The sequence below is a fragment of the Larkinella humicola genome (assembly GCF_008727875.1).
GTDB lineage: Bacteria > Bacteroidota > Bacteroidia > Cytophagales > Spirosomataceae > Larkinella > Larkinella humicola.
The window spans coordinates 505,472-521,687 of sequence record NZ_VTWS01000001.1 but is presented as its reverse complement, the minus strand read 5'-3'; the positions used below and the strand labels follow the sequence as shown (position 1 = coordinate 521,687).

Below are 16,216 nucleotides of genomic sequence, written 5' to 3'. Positions count from 1 at the left end.
GGGCTGTTAAAAAAACGGTTAGAATCCCCGTTTTCTGGTTTGAAATAAACTAACGGCAAAACCGGGCGCTTTGCTCTTTCGCCAGTTCATCGCCCGCCTTGACGCCAATGTTCCAGGTTTGACAAGCCTGTGTTACATTACCCGCCTGCTGGTAGGCCTGACCCAGATAGGCATACACATTTTCGACCGAGGCATTGAGCCGCTCGGCTTCTTTCAAAGCTGCGATGGCCGGAGCAGGCTGATTTTTGGTTAGGTAATACAAACCCAGATTGCGGTGCGCCCAGCCGTTCTGGTCATCGAGTTTGATGGATTGCTGAATGAGTTTCAGCGCATCATCCGGACGATTGGTTTGTAGCAGCAAATAGCCTTTGTTGTTGAGGTAATACGGCTGGGTGGGTTGCAGCGCTAACGCCTTGTCGGTCAGTTGCAGGGCTTCGGTGTATTTCTTTTCCCGGCTTAAAATCTGCCCCAGGTTGTTGAACGCAAAATGTTGTTTCGGATCGACCTGAGTTGCCTGCTGAAAGTCGGTTTTGGCGAGGTCGTATTGTTTCTGGTTGAAATACAACACGCCCCGGTTGGTCAGGGCTTCGGCGTTTTTGGGGTCCAGCGCAAGGGCTTTTTCGTAGGCTGCCTGAGCCGCCGAAAGACGGTTTTGTTTAGCCTGCAGATTCCCCAGCCGAACGTAGAAATAGGTCGAATCCCGGTAAACGGGCTGAATTTTGGTCAAATCGTCGCTACTTCCTTTGAGATCATTCAGATCCGACCGAACTTCGGCGCGGTTGAAATAGGCCTGCCAGAATTCGGCGTCTTTGACAACCGCACGGTCATAGTCGGCCAGAGCGGCCTGAAAATCGCCGAGTCGGTACTTTGCCAAGCCGCGATTGTTGTAGGCATCGGCAAAATCAGGATTTTTTTCGATCGCTTCGTTATAAAACCGGATGGCCTGCCGGTATTCGCCGGTTTTAAATGAAACGTTTCCCCGTTGAAAAAAAAGCGCGGATTCGTCCTTGTCCGAGTTTGAACAGGCGAATAATAAACAACAATGAATAATAAATAACGAATATTGAATAACGAATGTTGACTTACGAAAGGGTGTATGGGAAGTGCTGGGAGCCATGATTTGGTAATTTGGCATTAAATAAGTAACCTAACACTGTTAAATGGTAACAAAATGCGGTATATAAAAGAAATTTCACATCCGGCCTTCCGAATCGGTCTCTATTTCTGGAACAATAAATACCTGATCAAAATCGAAGCCGGGCTGTATGAGCAAACCTACAAGATCAGCGAAATGGACGTCAGTTCCGATGAAGAAGTGATCCGGTTACTGGACGAACCGTTCATGCAACGGGTGAACGAACGATTCGGGCAGATGCACGCGGATTTTATGGATACCCTCCAGCGCCACGAATACTAGACTGACTGCTCGTCACCGAGAGCCATTTTTTATACAACGCCCTTTGCCCGTCCGTCGGATTCGCAACCGGCTCGATTCGAAAAGCGGCCAGCGGATTTCCCGTCAGTTTGGCGGATACGGTTTTTAGTTCACCACCCCGATTCACGAGCACCTGAATGGTTTGGTCGGGTTGATGGGTGTCCAGTATTTTGTCAAGATCGTTATTCACCCGCCGGTTGTCGATCGACAGAATTTCGTCGTTGACATTCAATCCGCTGATCCAGGCGGGGGAATTGCGCCGAACGGCGGAAACCGTGAGTTTGCCATCGGCGTATTTCGTCATCGCACCCAGGTAGGCGTCCTGTTTGCTGGCGCTGGCGTCCACCAGATTCAGTCCGACCGGATTCAGAAACGCATTGTAATCAATTTTGTCGGTTCCGAACACGTATTTCTGAAAGAAATCATCCAGGTTCCGGCCTGCAACCTGTTCCACGGCCTGCTGGAATTCGTCATCCGTAAACCCGCGTTTCAGCTTTTTATAATACGTTGTGTAGAGGAGCCGCATCACATCATCAAGGTTTTTCTGGCCATTGGTGTTCGACAGAATCGCCAGATTCAGCAAACCGCCGAGGGCACTGCCTTTGCTGTAATACGAAATCGTGCTGTTCATCGAATTCTCATTGGGCCGATACAGCTTGATCCACGCATCGAGACTGGCTTCGGTCACCGATTGCACCTCGTTTCCGGGTAAATTCTCGATGCCGGAGATTTCACTGCCCACGGAACGCAGGTAGGCTTCTGACGTCAGAAAACCGCTCCGTTTCAGAATCATGGACTGGTAAAAGGTCGTGATTCCCTCCGAGACCCAGAGTAGGTGGGTGTAATTTTCGTTTTCGTAGTCAAACGGGCCGAGGGCCTTGGGCCGAATGCGCTTGACGTTCCAGAGGTGAAAGTATTCGTGGGCGACCAGGCTCAGCAGATTCTGATAAAGCTGACCGTTCAGAAACGCGTTGCGGGTAATTTGGAGGGTTGTGGAGTTGGCGTGCTCCAAACCGCCCCCGCCGGTGGGCGTCTGGTGGATGATAAAGGTGTAGTCTTTACAGGGATGCTCACCTATGACCTTGAAGGCTTCCTCACAAACCCGTTTCATGTCGTCGGCCAGCCGGGTTTCGTCATACAGTTTCTCGCCGTATACCGCCACCGTGTGCGGAACACCGGCTGCCGTGAACGAAAACGTATACTGGTTTCCAATTTCAATGGGGCTGTCGACCAGCACGTCATAATCGGCGGCTTCGTAGGTGTTGAGTTGTCCGGCGACAGCCGCCAGACCGGTGTTGATCTTTTTCCAATCTTTGTACGGCTGAATCCGGAGCTGGTGGGGCTGGTTTCGCAGGTGATCAATGTACAGAAAAATGCTCGCACCGTTCAGATACCCGTGGGATTCGTCGATAAAACTGGTCCGTACGCTAAGTTCATAGGCGTAGACTTTGTAGCGAATCGTCAGCGGGCTGGCCGTGGAATAAACCCGCCAGGTGTTTTTCCGGATTTTCTCGGAACGCACCGGTTTGTCGCCCGCCGAGGCCCGAAACCCTTCCACATTTTTAGCATACTCCCGAATCAGGTACGAGCCCGGTGTCCAAACCGGCATTTTAACGTCGATATACTCCTTAGAACCCGTTTTAGAATCGGAGAAGGCTCCGCTCACCCGCATTTCCACTTCGAAATAATGGGTTTGGGGTTCGTGCATCGACAGGGTATAGAGAATGGAAGGAGTCGTTGCGAAAGGAGGGGCCAAAGTGGCTTCCGGTGCCGGAAAAGCCGCGTGGACGAAAGCCGGCAGGCAGAGTAAAAAGAAAAGCCAATGATTTTTTTTCATACGGAAATGCGTGTACTTTCGTTTTCAGATGGTAGAAACCCGTTCTTACGACTTACAAAAGTAATAACGTAACTACGATAAAGAAAATCTGTTTAACTCCAACGTATGCGTCCGACCCAGTTTGGAAAGGCATTGCACTTATCGGTTTTATTAACCTGCTCGGTGCTGGCGATTCCGGCAACCGCCCAACGAACCCTCAGTTACACCGAACCCGACGTCCTGTTCAGGAACGGGCTGGAGTGGTTTGAAAAAAATAATTACGCGGCTGCGCGCCAGGAATTCCTGCAATACCTGGATCGTAAAAAGCCGATTACCAACATCAGTGATCAGAATGCGGTTTCGGCGGAATACTACATTGCGCTGACGGGCCTGTATCTCGACATTCCCGAAGCGGAGGTTCAGGTCGATCGGTTTGTGAAAACCCACCGCGAACACCCAAAAGCCGGACTTTTGTACGGCGATCTGGGAAAATACTATTTTGACAAAGGCGATTACGACCGGGCGATCACGTTTCTGGAAAAAGCCATCAAGCAAAGCCAGAACGCAAACGGACAGGCCGAAAGCAAATATCTGCTGGCCATGGCCTATTATTCGAAGCAGGATTTGCGGGCGGCTTTGCCCTTGCTGAACCAGATCAAACAGGATCCCGGTCTGGCACAGGCAGCGTCGGCCTCGTATTACGCCGGTGTCATCAATTTCCGGCAGGGCAATTATACCGCAGCCATTGCCGATTTCAAGCGGATCGAGCAGAACCCGACCTATCAGAATGAAATTCCGAACTGGATTGTGCAGTCGATGTACAAAGCCGGTCGGTATGACGACTTGCTGGCCTATTCCCAGCCGTTGCTGCAACGGAACCGGGGCAATGCGGCTCAGCTGGCCGAGGTGGCGCTGTTTACCGCCGAGGTTCTCTACAAAAAAGGCGATTTTGCCAAAGCCATTCCGTATTACAAACAATATAGTAACATCAAGGGTCGAAGCGTTCCCCCGGCGGTTCAGTTCCGGTATGGCGACGCGTTGTTCAAAACCGGTGATTATACCGGGGCGATTGCCGCTTTGAAAAATGTGTCAGCGGGAAAAGATACGATTGCCCAGTATTCGGCCTACCGATTGGGGATCAGTTACCTGCAAACCGCCAATCCGAGTTTTGCCCTGAACGCCTTCGATCAGTCGGCCCGGCTGAATTTCAACAAGCCCATTCAGGAGGAATCGGCCTTCAACCATGCCAAACTCCAGCTTGATCTGAACAATGGGGGCGATGCTGTAAAAGAATTTACGGATTTTCTGAAACGGTATCCCGACAGCAAGTTTGAAAACGAATCGAACGAACTGCTTAGCGAAGCGTATTTCTCGTCTAATAACAATGCGGCTGCCATTTCGTACATCGAAGGCCTGAAAAAGCGGACTCCACGGATCAACGCGTCGTACCAACGCATCACCTATAACCAGGCGGTGACGGATTTCAACGCGGAACGTTATGACCAGGCCATTGCCAATTTTGACAAATCCCTGAAATATCCGGTTGATTCGGATCTTCGGAACAACGCCCTGTTCTGGAAAGCAGAAACCTTCTCGGCCTTGCGGAAATACGACGAAGCCATTCCCTTATACCAACAGGCCATGCGTTCCGGGAATGTCTCGGGTGATTTGCAGGGCAAGAGTTTGTACGCCCTCGGTTACGCATCCTACAATAAAAAGAACTATCCACAGGCCATTACCTATTTCCGGGATTTCATTACCAAATCCGGGAGTTCCGACAAACAGGCGCTGGAAGATGCAACGGTTCGGGTGGCGGACAGTTATTTTGCGACCAAGAATTACAATGAAGCGATGCGGTTTTACGACAATGCCATTGCGCAGGGTCGGATCGACCGGGATTATGCCACCTTCCAGAAGGGGTTGATTCTGGCGTTCATGGAACGGGATGTGGAAGCCAAAGCGCAGTTTGAAAAAGTACTGACTCAATTCCCCAATTCGCGGTATGCGGATGATGCGTTGTTTCAAATGGCGAATGTGGACTTTGAGAAAGGCGCTTACCAGCAGTCCATTCGCGGGTTCAGCCGACTGATCAACGACAAACCGAAAAGCTATCTGATTCCTGCGGCCTTGTTGAAGCGGGCCACAGCCAACACCAACCTGCAGGTCTACGAACCGGCGATTCAGGATTACAAACGGATTCTGGATCAATTTGGTGGAAGCCCATCGGCACCGGGTGCATTGCTTGGTTTGCAAAACGCGTTGAGTGATGCCGGTCGGGCGGATGAATTCAGCAGCACCCTGTCCAGTTACAAGAAAAGTAATCCCGGCAGTACAGATGTACAAAAGGTTGAGTATGAAAATGCTAAGAGCCTATATTTCAACGAGAAATATACCCAGGCGGTGACTACTTTACTGGCGTTTATCGACGATAATCCGGGAAGCCCGCTGGTGTATGAAGCCCGGTATTACCTGGCCGATTCGTATTTCCGGTCCGGGGATTTGCCAAATGCGCTGCGGTATTATTACCTGGTCATCAGCGACAACAAATCGGATTTTGTGACCCGCGCGGCTGCCCGTGCTGCTGATGTCGAACGTCAGCAGAAGAATTACCCGCGTGCCATTCGGAATTATCGCACGGTTTTGGCGCAGTCGAAAAGCAAGAACGAACAGTCGCAGGCGGTGTTGGGCCTGATGGATACCTATTACGCAACGGGCAATTACGACTCGACGCTGGTTTCGGCCCGCGAAGTGTTGTCGATGGGGAATGTGGTGCCGGGTGCCCAAAACCGGGCGCAGTTGATGCTCGGGAAAGTGGCCTACGCCAAAGGCGATTTCAAACAGGCGACTGCTGAGTTCGACAAAACCATTGCGCTGGCCAAAGACGAGCAGGGAGCCGAAGCCAATTACTGGATCGCCGATATTCTGTACCGGACCAAAAAGCACAAGGAATCCATCGACGCCCTGTTGCGGTTCAACTCCGATTTTGCGCAATATGACTACTGGAAGGGCAAAGGGTTCATTCTGGTTGCCGACAACAACGTGGCGCAAAACGAGATTGCCCAGGCCAAAGCCGTGCTGAATTCCATTATCGAGAATGCTGAAAATCAGGAAATTGTTGCGGAGGCCAAGCAAAAATTAGCCGCCATCGATAGCAAAAACTGATCGGTATACGAAACTGGACCGGCTTCATTCATTCAACTAACAGACATCCGAATCACAGCGATTCAAACAGCATACCTGCATGTTCTTACCAAAATCATCCATCGACCATCTTAGATTGCTTTTGATCGTTACGGGCAGTTTGCTGCTCACTTCGGTCGATGCATTGGCGCAACAGACCCCGCGCCCCACCACGCCACCCGCCCGGGAAGGCGAGGTGGATGATCAGGAGATTACCATTGAGAAAAACCGCAAGATTGAAATGCCGGCGGCCAACCGCCTTTTCAATAAAATACCGTCCATTAAACCGTCTACCGAGCAGCGCAAACTGACCTACGAATTCAACGACCGGTCGCTGTCGGTGGGAGATCCGAAACTCTCGCCCTCGGCCTTGCCCATTCCGGCGGCCCAATCGGAGCAGCAGGAACTCTTCAACAATTACGTGAAACTGGGGGCGGGGAACTACAGCTCGTTTTACGGTGAAGCGTTTGGCAGCGGTCAGGTGATGGAAAACATCGCCGTCGATGGGTCGTTTAAGCATTTATCGTCGGGCATTGGTCCGGTGGACGGCAAAAACTCGGCTACCTCGGAAAACCGCCTGAAGCTGAATGGGAACTACCAGACGGATGCTTTCAAGATTTCGGCCAACCTGGGCTACGACCGGGAAGCGTTTTATTTCTACGGGTATCGTCGCCCGCAGGAAATCGACCGGCAAACCATTCGGCAGAAACTGACCACAACGCAGTTCAGGATTGGCATCGAAAACGTTGACCCGGATCGGAACATCGACTACTCGCTGAAAACCGGGATCGTAAACCTGGCCGATAATTACGAAGCGACCGAGCTCGACTGGGGAACCAATCTCAAAGGCTCGGTGGGGATATCGGACCAGTTCGTGGCCCTCTTTGCGGCCGATGCCTACGTCACCCAACGGAGCGACGGGCCGGTCGATAACCGGAATTTGTTCCGGGTAAAGCCTACCTTCAAATATTCTAATTCGTTGTTGACGGTTACGTTCGGGGTTAACGCTGTTAACGAATCGGATAAACGCCAGAGTATCAACCGAACGCGGGCTTTTCCGGTTTTAGACCTCGATGTGGTTCCGGCTGGGAATATTCACTTTTTTGCGGGCGTCGACGGCGATATTAACCGGAATACCCTACGGACTTTCCTGAACGAAAACCGCTGGCTGGCTCCGCAGACGGTGTTGGCAAACACGGAGAAAACCTGGGATCTGTACGGTGGAAGCAAGGGTGAACTGGGAAGCGGTATTTCCTATGAAGGAAAAGTATCGTATGCCCGCTACAAGAATTTCTACGGTTTCAACAACACCTGGCCCGACACCTCGCAGTTCTTTGTTGTATACGACGGCGACCGGTCCCATGTCCTGACGGTTTCGGGTCAGGTGGGGTATACCTACAAGGAACTATTCCGGTCGACGCTGCGGGCTGATTTTTATGACTACAGCCTGAGCCGGATGGAAGCGGCCTGGCACCGGCCGACGATTTCGGGCTCGTGGTCGAATTCGTTTATCGTGAATAAAAAATTATTTATCACGACCGATTTGTACCATTATCAGGGAATGAAGGGCAAAAATTTCGTTACCAATCAGATTGTCACCCTCAAACCGATCTGGGATTTGAACTTGAAAATTGACTATTTCCTGGGAAAACAGGTTTCAGCGTTTGTTTCGTTAAATAACATTATAGGTTCTAATTATCAGCGGTATTTGTATTATCCGCAACAAGGCCTTAACTTTCTCGGAGGATTGTCGTATAGCTTCTGACACCGCCTTAACCGAAAAGCGTATGGTACCTGTATCGGAGTATCTTAAAAAACTGTTGTTTCAGTACGATTGCCTCGTCGTTCCCGAACTGGGCGGTTTTATTCTGCACTATATTCCGGCCACGTTTGTGGAAAACAGCGGAACCTATTTGCCTCCCCGGAAGAAAATCGCGTTCAACGAAGCCTTGAAGCTGGATGATGGCCTGCTGATCAACTACATGATGCTTCATGAGGGATTAACCCGCGATGAAGTGTTTCAGGCGATCCGTCAGTTTGTGGATGATCTGAAGCAGGAAGTGCATCGGGAACGCATTTTTACGATAGAAGGGGTAGGTTTGTTCTCGGAAAATGAGGAGGGTAAACTCCAGTTCGATCCCGAAATCCGGCATAATTTTCAAGGCGAATCCTACGGTTTTCAGCCCATTGCTGCTCGTATGGTAACAGCTATTGAGGAAGAAGAAAAACCGCTTGCGCTGGTTAAATTTGCTCCGGAAGCTCCGATTTCAGTAGAAGCAGAAGAAGTTCAGGCCGAAACGAAAGAGCTGGAAATGCCTGTAGCGAGAAACCGCAGACAATACCTTGCGTGGGCTGCTGCAGTTTTGTTGATCTGTTCGCTCGGTATTGTGACCGTGAAAAAATCATCCTCTCAGGTGCTGAGTAGTCTGAACCCCTTCGAGTTGTTTGTGAGCGATGAGGATGACGCTCCGGTAACCGTTGCGGAAACACCAACGGCACCTGTTGAGACAGAGAAAGCCGAACCCGTTGTTATCCCGGTTTCGAGTCCGGAGGTGGTTCCGACTCCGCTAGTTGAACCTGCCACACCAGCCGGGGTTGCCGAATCGATTGCTCCTGTGGTGCTGGAACCGAAGAAATCCGAAACTTATTACCTCGCTATTGCCGGCAGTTTTGCCAGCGTTCAGAATGCAAAGCGGCTGATGCGTCGCCTGCGTCGGGAGGGTTTCGAAACGGCGTATATTCTGCCGCATTCGAAAAAGAAAGAACTGATCAAAGTAGCGGCCGTGGGGTCGAATGATAAAACCGAAGTGTTGGCTTCGCTCGACAAAGTGAGCCGTTTATCCGGTGCGAGCGCCTGGGTTTGCAAAATTGAGTGAACAGAACTTGGGTTCACAGGTTGTGGTCTATCGTTTATAACCAGAAACGGTAAACCACAACCAGTGCAACTAGCAAAAAGGCAGCCGTAGGCTGCCTTTTTGCTTCAGGTGAACCGAACAATTCACGAAATCGTTTTAATTTTGCCGGTGTTGAACAATAGAGTCTACCGGTAGTTCCGTTAATTGGCTAAACACCTCCATCCATGAGTCGCGTCGTACTGGAAAATGAGAATGAATACCGGGTAACGGCTTTTGCCGGATCGTTCGCCGTCTGTGCCCTCTTGTTTTTCCTGCTGCTGTACATCCGGTTGTGGCAGTCGGTTCCGGATCCCCCGCCGATCGAATACGTGGAGGTGAACTTTGGGACTGATCTGGTGGGCAGTGGCAACATTCAGACGTATAACAAAGCCAACGATTCCAAAAATAAGGAGGACGTTAAAAAGGAGGAGGACAAACCGAACCCGAAAGTGACGACCACCTCGCGGGTAGAGAAAACACCGGTTTCGCCTGTTCCCAAGATCGTGGATGCCAAACCGAGCAAAGTCGTTACGGAAAAACCGGATATCGCCAGCAAGATTGAAAGCCCGGTTACAGTTCCGGAAAAAGCTGAACCCAAAAAAGTAGAAGCGACCACGCCCAAACCGACACCCGCACCACCCAAGGCCGAACCGGTTGCCGAGCCGAAAAAGGTGGATGCCAATGCGTTGTATAAAAAAGGTTCTTCCGGCGGGTCGAATGGAACGGTAGGCAAAGCATCCGGAACAGGAGGAAACAACAACGGTGACGATGCGTCGGGTGTCGGCGACAAAGGCAATCCGGATGGGAATATCAACGCCAAGCAATTCTACGGTACACCGGGTGGGACGGGGTCCGGCGTTTCGCTGAACATTGCGGGCTGGCGTTTGGCTACGAACCGCATCGCCCAGGATAATTCCGGAGAAAGCGGAAAAATCGTTTTCGAAATCAAGGTGGATGACAAAGGTGATGTTACTTTTGTGCGGGTTAAGGAAACCCGGGTAAGTCCCACGGTAACGGAGTTTTACAAACAACAGGTGTACAAATTGCAACTGGTGCAGAAAGCGTCGGCCGCTCCGCCGATCTCTACGGGTACTTACACCATTAACATCCGCTCAAACTAGTACCGAATGACGTATTCGGAAGCGATTGATTATTTGTATGCGCAGTTGCCGGTTTTTCACCGGATCGGAGCGAAGGCCCTTAAACCGGGTCTGGATAACATTGTTAAACTCTGCGAATACCTGGGAAATCCTCAGGAAAAATTCAGAACCATTCACGTTGGCGGCACGAACGGTAAAGGCAGTTCGTCGCACTTGCTGGCCGCTGTGCTGCAATCGGCGGGCTATAAAACCGGTTTATACACTTCTCCCCATCTGAAATCCTTTACCGAGCGGATTCGCATCGATGGTTTCCCCATGCCCGATGCGGAGGTGGCAGACTTCGTGGAAACCCACAAGGCGTTTATCGAGGATTTAAAGCCTTCTTTCTTTGAAGTGACTGTTGGTATGGCTTTCGACTACTTCGCGCGTCAGAACGTCGATTTGGCCGTAATCGAGGTAGGGTTGGGGGGACGTCTGGATTCTACCAACATCATTACCCCGCTGGTGTCGCTCATTACCAACATTGGCTGGGATCACAGCGATATTCTGGGCGATACACTTCAAAAGATTGCCATTGAAAAAGCCGGAATCATCAAACCCGGTGTTCCGGTGGTCGTCAGCGAACGCGATCCTGAAACGCAGGCGGTTTTTGCCGATCGGGCGAAGGCGTGTCAAAGTCCCCTCGTATTCGCTTCTGACGTTTATGCAGTAACTGATTTTGGGGTCCGGGAAAAGGGGCGGCTGTTATCGGTAACGGATCAGAAGGGGTTTATCGCTGGACTGACGGTGGGTTTACTGGGGACTTACCAACTGAAAAATACCGCGGGTGTTCTGGCGACCCTTGACGTGTTGCAAAACGAGTTCGAACTTTCTCAACCGGCGGTTCAGAATGGTTTTGCGAAAGTCGTTGAGCTGACCGGTTTGAAAGGCCGTTGGCAAATTTTACAACAAAATCCCACCGTGATTTGTGATACGGCCCACAATGAACCTGGTATTCTGAACGTGTTGGAGTCGTTGGAAACGGTTTCGTATCGACAACTGCATCTGGTGGTTGGTTTCGTAAGAGACAAGGATCTTTCGAAGGTGATCCGGTTGTTTCCGAAAGGAGCGAGGTACTATTTTTGTCAGCCCCACATTCCCCGGGCGCTGGATGCGGAGGTGCTGGCAGAAGCGTTTCGGGCGGAGGGATATGCGGGTGATGTATTCCCGGATGTGAATCAGGCGCTGGAAGCCGCTAAAAGTCGTGCTCAACCGGCGGATTGTATTCTGGTGACCGGAAGCACGTATGTTGTTGCAGAATTAAACCAATTGGACGCGTGAGTAGAAAGAAGCTTTCCCGTTTTGAGCATAATAGAGTCAGTGAGAATGTTCTGGAGCCGGGAAAAGAGTTATTTGACACCATCAAGGGGCATTGGCGGGAATGGTATTTTCGGAATGACAATCCGATTGTAATTGAAATCGGCTGTGGGAGAGGAGAATACACGATTGGGCTGGCCCGGCATTACCCGAACCTGAATTTTATCGGCATTGACCGGAAAGGCGACCGGATCGCGCAGGGGAGTCTGGTGGCACTGGAAACCGGATTAACCAACGTCGCTTTTTTGCGGACGGATATTTACCGGATTCAGGACTTTTTTGCAAAAGATGAGGTAAACGAGATCTGGATTACGTTTCCGGATCCGCAACCCCGGGTGAGCCAATTGAAAAATCGCTCGACGGATGCCCGGTTTTTGAAGTTATACCGGGAGATATTGATCGAAGGTGGTTTGCTTCACCTGAAAACCGACCACGATGATTTTTTCGATTTCAGTATCGAGAGCCTGAATCAGAACGGTTTTGATGATTTGGTCTCGACCCGCGACTTGTATACCTCCGAAATGAACAACCTTCACCTCGGCATCAAGACCAAATACGAAGAGATTTTTACCCGAAAGGGATTTTCGATAAAATACTTAAAATGCAAAAAGGCGGGCTAATAACCCGCCTTTTTTGGTGCCAAATCTTTTTATATTACAATTTAGCAATCAGATCAGCAACCCGGCTTGAGTAGCCAAATTCGTTGTCGTACCAGCCGACGATCTTCACCAGCGTTCCGTTGGCGGAAGTCAGTTTCGAATCGAAGATACACGAGCTTGGGTTTCCAACGATATCGGTTGAAACGATTTCATCTTCGCAATATTCCAGAATTCCTTTCAGCGGACCTTCGGCTGCGGCTTTCATGGCTGCGTTGATTTCTTCTTTCGTGGCTTCGCGTTTCAAAATGGCTGTTAAGTCTGTCACTGAACCGTCGGGGATGGGTACCCGGAGGGCATAACCGTCCAGTTTTCCTTTCAATTGGGGCAATACCAGACCAACGGCCTTGGCAGCACCTGTCGAGGTCGGAACGATCGACAAAGCGGCCGCCCGGGCCCGGCGCAGGTCGGAGTGGGGAGCATCCTGAAGATTCTGATCGGCGGTGTACGCGTGAATCGTCGTCATGTAGCCTTTTTCAATGCCAAAAACGTCGTCCAGAACCTTGGCCATCGGAGCCAGGCAGTTTGTCGTACAGGAAGCATTGGAAAGGATGGTTTCTGTACCCGTCAGTGTATCTTCGTTGACACCCAGAACAACCGTCGGAATATTTCCTTTAGCAGGAGCGGAGATCACCACTTTTTTAGCACCAGCCGTCAAATGTTGACCAGCACCGGCTTCATCGACAAAACGACCCGTTGATTCCAAAACAACATCAACGCCCAATGTACCCCAGGGCAATGCTTTGGGATCACGTTCTGCGTACGCATGAATTTTTACGCCATTAATGGTCAGGCTTTCGCTATCGGAGGTAACGGTGCCTTGAAATTTACCGTGAATGGAATCGTATTTTAGTAAATGCGCCAGGGTTGCATTATCAGTTAAGTCATTGATCGCAACAATTTCAACATTTTCTTTTTCGAGGAGTCTTCTGAAAGACAGGCGGCCGATGCGGCCGAACCCATTGATGGCGACTTTGATTTTGCCCATTGTGTGTTTTAATTAGTTAGCAAGAACGGTACAAAGATAGTATTACAAATTGAAACGTAAAGGTAAGTTTAAAAGGGGGCTTTAAATTCCGTTTACAACCGGTTCATTGAAGGGCGACAAAACGAATTGTTTAACAAAATAAGCACCTATTTAAATTAGTATTATACTGTAATTATACTAATAATCTTAATATACATTAGTAGTGTAATTAGCAATTTACTAACGTATATTCGTATTTTACTAATTATAATAGTATATTTCATTTGTTTTTACTAAACATATTTATACATTGTTTGCCTAACCCTATTTTATCTTGTCCCAGCTAAGACGGACATCGAATATTCAGCGAAATAATTTATAACCTGCTTAAAAATGGTTATTTTTATAAGCTGTTTCTACCAGGTTATCATCCATTCAATAGCTTAAAATAGGAGCGGCCCTATTCCTTTAATTCGATTTTAGCCTACTTGACTACCCTAAAAAACGATACCTCGCTGAATCCTAACCCTTCCATAACGGCGGACGTTTGTACCCGCCTTCCCATCGGTAAATCAATTCAGTACGGGTTGCTAAGATCTCACGGCCTGTATCAGACACATCCAATCCTGAAAATACAATCGTGTGAACGCTGCATGACCAAACCGTTAGTCAATCAGATTACTCACCCTAGCCTGCAGATCCATGAAGTAATTTCAGCCAGTTGCACTAATTCTTGGTTGCAATTGGCCCAACTCTTCACCAGCATATTTTTGAAGCACCACAACCAAAAATCGATTCACGATGGTCTTCTCATTATTTCTTCTGGAAACCGCCAACACGCCATATTAAAAGAGTACTTCTATAATATAATTGTATTATATTTATACAGTAACATACCGATACAGTCAGGTACATACCCAATGATTTCCACTTTTGACACCCATTTATTTATTGTCAAAAACACGATCTCTATCGGTTCTTGGTCCACAATAAAACAAAGACCAAATAGTAAAAAATCGATAAGAACGATTTCAGAAAGCACTCTGTAAGTGTACTAATAATCAAGTAGTTATAGTAATCAAAATGAATATTTTCTATAAACATTTTTTTGAATTATGGAGTACACAAAAGTAATTGAAGATTGTTGGTCTGACCGTTCTTTGCTGACCGATTCAGTAACCTTGGAAACCATTAAAAAGGTGATTGCCGAACTCGATGGCGGTCGCTTGCGCGTAGCCGAACCAGGTGGCGAAGGAGGGAAGTGGATCGTGAACGAATGGATCAAAAAAGCGATCTTACTGTATTTTGTTTCCCAAACGATGAAGACGGATGAAGTCGGCATTTTTGAATTTCACGATAAAATTCCGCTGAAGACCGACTACAAAAGTCGTGGTGTCCGGGTCGTTCCACCAGCCGTTGCCCGCTATGGTTCCTACATTGCTCCAGGTGCGATTCTAATGCCGTCGTATGTCAATGTCGGTGCTTATGTCGATGAACGGACCATGGTCGATACCTGGGCTACCGTGGGCAGTTGTGCGCAGATCGGAAAAGACGTTCACCTGAGTGGGGGAGTAGGCATCGGCGGGGTGCTGGAACCGCCCCAGGCGTCACCCGTTATCGTAGAAGACGGCGCCTTCATCGGCTCCCGCTGCATTGTCGTGGAAGGCGCACACATTGGCAAAAGAGCCGTTCTTGGAGCCGGTGTCATCATCACCGGCAGCTCCAAAATTATCGACGTCACCGGCTCATCACCAGTCGAACACCGGGGCTATGTACCCGACAATTCCGTCGTCATTCCGGGTACCATTGCTAAAGAATTTGCAGCCGGCCTGTACCAGGTACCCTGTGCGCTGATCATCGGTCTGCGTAAGGAATCGACGGATTTGAAAACGTCCCTCAACGACGCGCTGCGCACGAACAATGTAACGGTTTAATACACCATACATTTTTAAACGAACAATATTCTCTATTTACAATTCACAAAAGCCAATTTTACATTAGTAACGTTGGCTTTTTCTATTTGTACACAATTAACATTTGTACAGTTTACATTATTAACAAATACTGATTTACATTTGACTTGTTTTAGATTGTAAATTATTTACTTTTGTAAAAAACATGCCGCTATGAATGTAAATGACAAAATTAAACAGGTACTGAAGGACAAGAACTTAACCCCTTCTTATTTCGCCGATGAGATCGGGGTTCAACGGTCGAGCATCTCCCACATCCTCTCGGGACGCAACCGCCCCAGCTTCGATATCATTCAAAAGATCATCCGCCGGTTTCCTGAGCTGGGTTACGATTGGATATTGGAAGAAGATCAACCCGTAACAAATGTAAATCCTCGTCCGGTCGAAATTCCAGCCATTTCGCGCAAGCCCAGCCCGCAACCCGAAATTGTAGACGAAAAACCGCCTTATATAGCCCCGTCACAATCGCCTGTAGCGAAAAATAAAGACGAAAAAATCATAGAACGAATTCTGGTTTTCTACACCGACGGCACCTTTCGGGAGTACGCGCCGTCATAAATAATTGGAGAATCCTCCGTAACCTGCTACCTTTGTTGCATTAGGTGCCGCCTGCCGGTTTGGGCAGGGTTGGCTTAATAGGGAAGTCGGTGCAAAACCGACGCTGTCCCCGCAACTGTAAACCCGTACGAACTGATTTCTACTTCTTGCCACTGTCCGGTTTTGTTCGGATGGGAAGGCCGAAATCAGTGGGTGAGCCAGGAGACCTGCCTAAAACAACGATACTCTGTTTCTTTCGGGTGAAAAGGAAACCGGGTTTTTACGGCTCCCAACCCTATTTA

12 protein-coding genes and 1 riboswitch are annotated in these 16,216 nt (G+C 49.2%); of the genes, 9 read left to right on the top strand and 3 right to left on the bottom strand.

Annotated features, from left to right (window positions below):
* Positions 1-49 precede the first annotated feature (49 nt).
* Complete coding sequence (locus tag F0P93_RS02225; RefSeq protein ID WP_225309403.1) at positions 50-1,048, bottom strand: tetratricopeptide repeat protein; 999 nt, start codon at positions 1,046-1,048, stop codon at positions 50-52.
* Positions 1,049-1,171: 123 nt separating this feature from the next.
* Between F0P93_RS02225 and F0P93_RS02220 the strand changes: the two genes are divergently transcribed.
* Positions 1,172-1,417, top strand: coding sequence for a hypothetical protein (locus F0P93_RS02220; protein ID WP_150874742.1), 246 nt, complete (start codon positions 1,172-1,174; stop codon positions 1,415-1,417).
* Here F0P93_RS02220 and F0P93_RS02215 read toward each other — a convergent pair.
* Positions 1,386-3,272: a M61 family metallopeptidase gene (locus tag F0P93_RS02215; RefSeq protein WP_150874741.1), complete on the bottom strand. Its 1,887-nt coding sequence runs from the start codon at positions 3,270-3,272 to the stop codon at positions 1,386-1,388. The genes F0P93_RS02220 and F0P93_RS02215 overlap by 32 nt on opposite strands.
* 105 nt (positions 3,273-3,377) lie before the next feature.
* Between F0P93_RS02215 and F0P93_RS02210 the strand changes: the two genes are divergently transcribed.
* From F0P93_RS02210 to trmB, 6 genes are all read left to right on the top strand, one after another.
* Complete coding sequence (locus F0P93_RS02210; protein WP_150874740.1) at positions 3,378-6,413, top strand: tetratricopeptide repeat protein; 3,036 nt, start codon at positions 3,378-3,380, stop codon at positions 6,411-6,413.
* A 79-nt stretch (positions 6,414-6,492) separates the two neighbouring features.
* Positions 6,493-8,196 carry a TonB-dependent receptor gene (locus F0P93_RS02205; RefSeq protein ID WP_225309337.1) on the top strand — a complete coding sequence of 568 codons (1,704 nt, stop codon included), beginning with the start codon at positions 6,493-6,495 and terminating at the stop codon, positions 8,194-8,196.
* A gap of 22 nt (positions 8,197-8,218) precedes the next feature.
* Entirely contained in the window at positions 8,219-9,307 is a 1,089-nt protein-coding gene (locus tag F0P93_RS02200) for an HU domain-containing protein (protein WP_150874739.1), read from the top strand.
* A 203-nt stretch (positions 9,308-9,510) separates the two neighbouring features.
* Positions 9,511-10,446, top strand: coding sequence for a hypothetical protein (locus F0P93_RS02195; RefSeq protein WP_150874738.1), 936 nt, complete (start codon positions 9,511-9,513; stop codon positions 10,444-10,446).
* Positions 10,447-10,452: 6 nt separating this feature from the next.
* Complete coding sequence (locus F0P93_RS02190) at positions 10,453-11,745, top strand: bifunctional folylpolyglutamate synthase/dihydrofolate synthase (RefSeq protein WP_150874737.1); 1,293 nt, start codon at positions 10,453-10,455, stop codon at positions 11,743-11,745.
* Entirely contained in the window at positions 11,742-12,401 is a 660-nt protein-coding gene (trmB, locus tag F0P93_RS02185; protein ID WP_150874736.1) for a tRNA (guanosine(46)-N7)-methyltransferase TrmB, read from the top strand. The genes F0P93_RS02190 and trmB overlap by 4 nt, the downstream gene beginning before the upstream one ends.
* Positions 12,402-12,435: 34 nt before the next feature.
* On the opposite strand, the gene gap is transcribed toward trmB, so the two are convergent.
* The gene (gene gap, locus F0P93_RS02180) at positions 12,436-13,425 is read right to left on the bottom strand and encodes a type I glyceraldehyde-3-phosphate dehydrogenase (protein ID WP_150874735.1); all 990 of its coding nucleotides are present in this window, start codon (positions 13,423-13,425) and stop codon (positions 12,436-12,438) included.
* A gap of 1,094 nt (positions 13,426-14,519) precedes the next feature.
* Here gap and F0P93_RS02175 point away from each other — a divergent pair.
* Together F0P93_RS02175 and F0P93_RS02170 are read left to right on the top strand one after the other, a co-directional pair.
* Positions 14,520-15,338, top strand: coding sequence for a 2,3,4,5-tetrahydropyridine-2,6-dicarboxylate N-succinyltransferase (locus F0P93_RS02175; protein ID WP_150874734.1), 819 nt, complete (start codon positions 14,520-14,522; stop codon positions 15,336-15,338).
* Between the two features lie 192 nt (positions 15,339-15,530).
* Positions 15,531-15,935, top strand: coding sequence for a helix-turn-helix transcriptional regulator (locus tag F0P93_RS02170; RefSeq protein WP_150874733.1), 405 nt, complete (start codon positions 15,531-15,533; stop codon positions 15,933-15,935).
* A gap of 25 nt (positions 15,936-15,960) precedes the next feature.
* Positions 15,961-16,163, top strand: a riboswitch (cobalamin riboswitch).
* Positions 16,164-16,216 lie beyond the last annotated feature (53 nt).